This window comes from Longimicrobium sp. (assembly GCF_036554565.1).
Taxonomy (GTDB): domain Bacteria; phylum Gemmatimonadota; class Gemmatimonadetes; order Longimicrobiales; family Longimicrobiaceae; genus Longimicrobium.
This window is the reverse complement of sequence record NZ_DATBNB010000031.1, coordinates 1-5,326: the sequence shown is the minus strand read 5'-3', so window position 1 is coordinate 5,326 and position 5,326 is coordinate 1. Positions and strand designations below refer to the sequence as shown.

The following is a 5,326-nucleotide window of genomic DNA, read 5'->3' as shown; positions in this document are numbered from 1 at the left end:
CCCCTCGTCCAGCGCGGTGGATTCCAGCCCCAGCAGCTGCGGGACGTCGTCGTCATCGCCCCCCAGGTCCACGGCGGCGGGCTCGATGGTGGGGCTCAGGTCCAGCGCGGGAAGCTCCGCGGCATCGGCCGGCTTGGGCCGGGCGGCGGTGCGGCCGTCGTGGAGCGCGGCGCGAAAGTCGTCGACGGCGTGCGCCTGGTTGCGCAGCAGCGGCGAGTCGTCGGCGTTGGGGTCTACCCCGCGGATCTGCTCGCGCAGCGCCTGCGCCGTCGCGTCGTCGCCGCCCTGCACGGCGGCGCCCAGGAGAATGCGGAACTGCTCGATGGCGGGGTCGCGCTGCCCGTGGGCCAGCAGCTGCTCGGCCAGCACCCGGCGCACGCCGATGTCCTGCGACAGGTCGGCGAACTCGCGGAGGGCTTCGAAGGCCGCGTCGGCCTTGCCCGCCTTCTTCATCCGCTCGGCGTACTCCAGGAAGTTCTGGCGGGCGTCGGCCACGAAGCCGGCGGCGGCGCTGATCTGCCCCAGCTTGTGGTACACCTGCGTGCGCCCCGGAACGATGCGCAGCAGCTTGCGGCAGAGCGCGATGGCGTTGTTGTACAGCCCCGAATCGGCGTACGCGGCGACCGCGCGCTCGTAGGCCTCCACCGCGCGGTCCGTTTCGTTGACGCGCAGGTGAAGGTCGCCGATGCGGTTCCACAGGGCGATGTCGACCTCTTCGCCCTCCGGCTCCTCCTGGAGCAGCTGGCGATACAGGTTGGCGGCCTCGCGCCACTGATCCTTGTTCTCAGCGGCGCGTGCCTGGTCTCTCAGCTTCGAAGCGGTCGCCATGCGATGGAGTTCGGGCGGGGCTGGCACGGAACCGCGAAAGATAGCGGACGCGCTAAGTGCGTACAAGGATTGGGGAAGCGGGACGTCGGGGCACGTTAGCCGCCGGGATGAGGGAATTGCCTGCCGCCGGGTCCGGCGTCGTGCGCGGCTCGTGCGGCGCTGGGGCGAATGAATTCGCGGCAACAAGGGCCCGAAGTCCGCCTTCGCGGACTGCACGCGTGGTTGAGTGCACGAGGCCACCCGAAGCGCGCCACACTGGCTCCCTTCCCCCGCGCGGTTTGCGGGGGAAGGGCTGGGGATGGGGCGCGCCGGCGGCATGCGCCGGAACCAGCCTGATCCGGCGCGACGGCCCCGCACGGGCGAATGAATTCGCTGCAACAACCACACGAAGTCTGCCTTCGCAGACTGGATTGTGTTGGGTGTGAGTTGAAGTCTGTGGCGCGCCCGGAGTTCGGTGCAGTTCTCCCCCTTTCCCGCTTGCGGGAGAGGGGGCCGGGGGAGAGGGCAGCCGGGGCATGCGCCGCACTTGGTCGGAACGCCCGGTCCTTTCCGCTTTGAACCGCCACCGTGCGGACAAAGAAAACGGGGGTGCCGGCGCTGTGCCGGCACCCCCGTCGGGTGAAGCTGTGTGCTACCGGGCGATCACCGGTTGATGCTGGCGATCACGCGGGTGGCGGCGGCGGAAAGCTCCGCACCCATGGCCGCCGTCATCCGGCCCGAGCGCACCTGCGCGTCGACCTGGTTGATGAAGGCCTCCAGCTGCTGCGTCGCGGCGGTGCGGTTGCCGCGGTCCAGCGACTCGCGGGCGGCCTGCAGCGTCGCCGAGAGCGCGGTTACCGTGCCGGAGCCCATCCCGCTGGCCGCCACCGGGGCGAGCAGCGTGGCCTGGATGCCCTGCTGCGCCGTCAGCACCGTCACCGACGCGCTGCCGGTGCCCGCGCCGCCGTCGTCGTCGGCCACCGTCACGAGCACGGTGTGGGTGCCGGCGGTGGTGTAGACGTGGCTGAGCGAGAACGACTTGCCGCTCAGCGCCAGCCCCTGCGGCCCCGCGCCGTCGCCGTAGTCCACGGTCGCCGTCCACGTGTCCGGGTCGGCGTCGGAGAACGAGCCGGCCGCCGTGTAGCGCTCACCCGGAAGCAGCGTGGCGCCGGCGATCCCCGAAACGTTGGGGGCGATGTTGGCGATCACGGCCGTGGTGGTGGTGGTGGTCGCCAGCCCGGCCGCGTCCTTCACCGTCAGCGTGACCGTGTACGAGCCGGCGCGCAGGTAGGTGTGCGCGGGGCTGGCCAGGGTGGAGGTGTTGGCGGCGCCGGAGGCCGGGTCGCCGAAGTTCCACGCGAAGGTCACCGGCTTGCCGTTGGGGTCGTTCGAGGCGCTGCCGTCGAACTGCACCGCGACGCCCTTGTTGCCGGCGTAGCCGCTCCCCGGGACCGCGACCGGCGGCGCGCTGGGGTCCTTGCCGGTAACCGCGCGGTACACGTTGATGCGGCCGGCGCCCGTGCGGTTGTCCCATCCCGGCGCTTCCACGTCGTCCGCCGTCTGGATCATGCGGGCGCGGACGTCGGCGGCGCGGGTCATTCCCGTGGCGTACAGCAGGGCGGCCAGGCCGGCCACCTGCGGAGTGGCCATCGAGGTGCCCGTCTTCCAGGTGTAGCTGTTGCTGGAGTGCAGGGGCGCCAGGATGAAGCTCGCCGCGGTGTTCTTGGGATTGCTGTCGCCGCCGGGCGCCGAGATCTCGATCTGCGCGCCGTAGTTGCTGTAGCTGGCCTTGGTGTCGCTCCAGTTGGTGGCGCCCACGGCCATGCACTCGGGGAAGCGGGCCGGGTAGCCGATGCCGCCCGTGTAGCCGTTCGGCTTGTTGTCGTCGTTGCCGGTGGCGCACACGGGGAGCGCTTCCTTGCTCAGCGCGTACTGCATGGCGGCCTGCTGCGCCGCCGAGCCGGTGCCGTCGGGGTTACCGCCGAAGCTGCCCAGGCTCATGTTGATCACGTTGGCGCCGTTGTCGGCCGCCCACACGATCGCGTTGGCCGTGGCCGAGTTCGGGCAGCTGCCCGCCGAGTTGCACACCTTGCCGATGAGCAGCTTGATGTTGGTGCCGTAGGCCACGCCCGGGATCCGGACGTCGGCGCGCGAGGCGGCGATGCCGGCCACGTGCGATCCGTGTCCCTGGTCGTCGGTGATGTTGGTCTTGCCGACGGTAGTGGTGTCGGCCAGGAAGCGGCGGCCGCCGATGATCTTGCCCGCGAACGCCGGGTGCGTGGTGCGGATGCCCGTGTCCAGGATGGCGATGGTTGCCGAGCCCGCGAAGTTGGGGCCCAGGTAGTCGTACGTCTCGGCCCAGTCCATGTCGGCGTCCACCTTGCCGGTGGTGACGATGCCGTAGCCCTGGAGGGTCATGTCCATGGTGCCGGGGTTGTGCAGGTCCCACTTCCACAGGGCGATGTCGCCGTCGGGCAGGTCGCAGCTCACCGACGTTTCGCAGGGGCCCACGCGCATGATGGCGTCGGGCTCGGCGAACTCCACGTTGGGGTTCTTGCTCAGCTGCGCGGCGATGGCCACCTCTTCGCCCACCGGCACCTCGAGGATCTCGGTGCGCTCCAGCAGCATGTCGTCCTTCTTGCGGGCGCGGTGCTGCTGCGCGATTTCCGAGCGGGCGGCGCCCGGGCGGAAGCGGACGATGATCTGGCCGGGGACGATTTCCTCGGGCGCGGCCGAGGCGTTCAGCGAAACGGGCGAATTGGCGCCCAGGCCGGTGGCCACGGGGCTGAGGTCCGAACAGGCGGACAGGCCGGTGACGCCAGCCAGGAACAGCGGGAAAGCACGCTTCATGGAGGTCCTCGAAAAACGTGGAGGGGGCACAACCGGCAACGCCGGCGATGATTGCTCCGCCGGGTGGCGGAAAGCGGGAGAGGCGGTCCAGGCACGCGGGCGTTGGACAGCACTAATCCTATCGCCGCCGCCCCGTTTCGTCAAGGCCCTCCGTTTCGTCGTAAGCTGTTGAAACGCAGTTACTTGGATGTGCGGCGCGCGCCACGGGCCGGCGGCGCGAGCCGCGTGCTACGCCCTGCTCCGCTCCGCAAGCGGTGGCGGCTGATGGGATTCTGGGCCACAAGGGGATCGTCGGGGCGCCGGCTCTGCTGGGGCGACTGAAGTCGCGGCAACAAGGGCCCGAAGTCCGCCTTCGCGGACTGCAAGCGTAGTCGAGTGCACGACGCCAGCCGAAGCGCGCGGGGCCGGCGCCCTTCCCCGCGCAGTTTGCGGGGGAAGGGCTGGGGATGGGGGGCGCCGGGAGCATGCGCCGGAACCCGCCTGATCCGGCACGAAGTTCTCCCCCTCTCCCGCTTGCGGCCCGCTTGCGGGAGAGGGGGCCGGGGGGAGGGGCCACCTTGCGGCATGCGCCGACGCCAGTCGGCACCCCCCACGACCCGCCAGCCTCCGGATGACGACGGGTGCGCACGGCCGCGCGACAACTCCCGCCGCGACTCGCACACCTCGTCCCATTCCTCATCCGGGGACCGCCCTCCGCGCCCCGCGCGCGCCCCTCGCCGGATGGCGCGCATCCTCTTACCTTAGATGGCCCAACGACCATCGCAGCCATGACCGCTCCGCAGGACCCGCGCTTCACCTTCGACAGCTTCGTCGTCGGCCCCGACAACCGGATGGCCGCCGCCGCGGCTCGCCGCGCCGCCGAAAGCCCGCGCACCGCCTACAACCCGCTGTTCATCCACGGCGTCGGCGGGGCCGGCAAGACGCACCTGCTGCGCGCCGTCGGCACGCTGGCGGCCACGCTGCAGCCCGACATGCACGTGGTCTACCTGACGGCCGACCAGCTGGTGGACCGCGTGTCGGCCGCCGTGGGCGCCGGCGCGGTAGAGGCGCTGCGCGACGAGCTGCTGGACGCCGACATGCTGCTGCTGGACGAGGCGCACCAGCTGGCCGGGCGCGCCCGCACCCAGGAAGAGCTGGTTTCGCTCTGGGACGAGCTGGAGCAGCGCGCCCAGATCGTGGTGGCCGCCGAGGGCGCCAGCCCCGAGCTGCCCGGCGTGGACGACGCGCTGCGCGCCTGCTTCACCCGCGGCCTGGCGGTGGACCTTCCCCCCGCCGACGACGAGGCGCGCACCCAGATCGCCCGCAACGCCGCCCGCCAGCGGGGCATCGAGCTGGCCCCCTCGGCCGCCGAGCAGATCGCCCGCCTTCCCGTGGACGGCGCCGCCGGGCTGATCGCCGCCGTGGAGCGCGTGGGCGCGGCGCAGGCCGAGCGCGGCGAAGCGCTGGTGGACGAGGAGCTGGCCGCCGTCGCGCAGCCGGAACCGTCCACGGCGCCGGGCGACGAGTTCAGCTCCTTTCTCTTCGACATCTCCGCCACGGTGGAAGAGATCGTCGAGACCGCCCCGTGGCGCCGCAAGCTGGCCGAGGCCATCCTGCGCTGGGAGGGCGAGGGCGTGCGCACCCGCCGCCTGGAAGAGGCGCTGGAGGCCGACACCGCGCCGGACCTGGA

General features: G+C 71.8%; 3 protein-coding genes. 1 reads left to right on the top strand and 2 read right to left on the bottom strand.

What is annotated here, in order from left to right; translation table 11 throughout:
* Both VIB55_RS00940 and VIB55_RS00935 read right to left on the bottom strand, forming a co-directional pair.
* A partial coding sequence (locus VIB55_RS00940) for a tetratricopeptide repeat protein (protein ID WP_331874784.1) occupies positions 1-828 on the bottom strand: 828 nt, incomplete at its 3' end.
* 642 nt (positions 829-1,470) lie between these two features.
* Complete coding sequence (locus VIB55_RS00935; protein ID WP_331874783.1) at positions 1,471-3,657, bottom strand: S8 family peptidase; 2,187 nt, start codon at positions 3,655-3,657, stop codon at positions 1,471-1,473.
* A gap of 767 nt (positions 3,658-4,424) precedes the next feature.
* Here VIB55_RS00935 and VIB55_RS00930 point away from each other — a divergent pair.
* Positions 4,425-5,326, top strand: a 902-nt coding sequence (locus tag VIB55_RS00930) for a DnaA ATPase domain-containing protein (protein WP_331874782.1), incomplete at its 3' end; no start/stop codon positions are given.

What these genes read in the sequence shown, in the direction of transcription:
- VIB55_RS00935 (WP_331874783.1), bottom strand. Translation starts at nt 3,657, where the DNA reads ATGAAGCGTGCTTTCCCGCTGTTCCTGGCTGGCGTCACCGGCCTGTCC.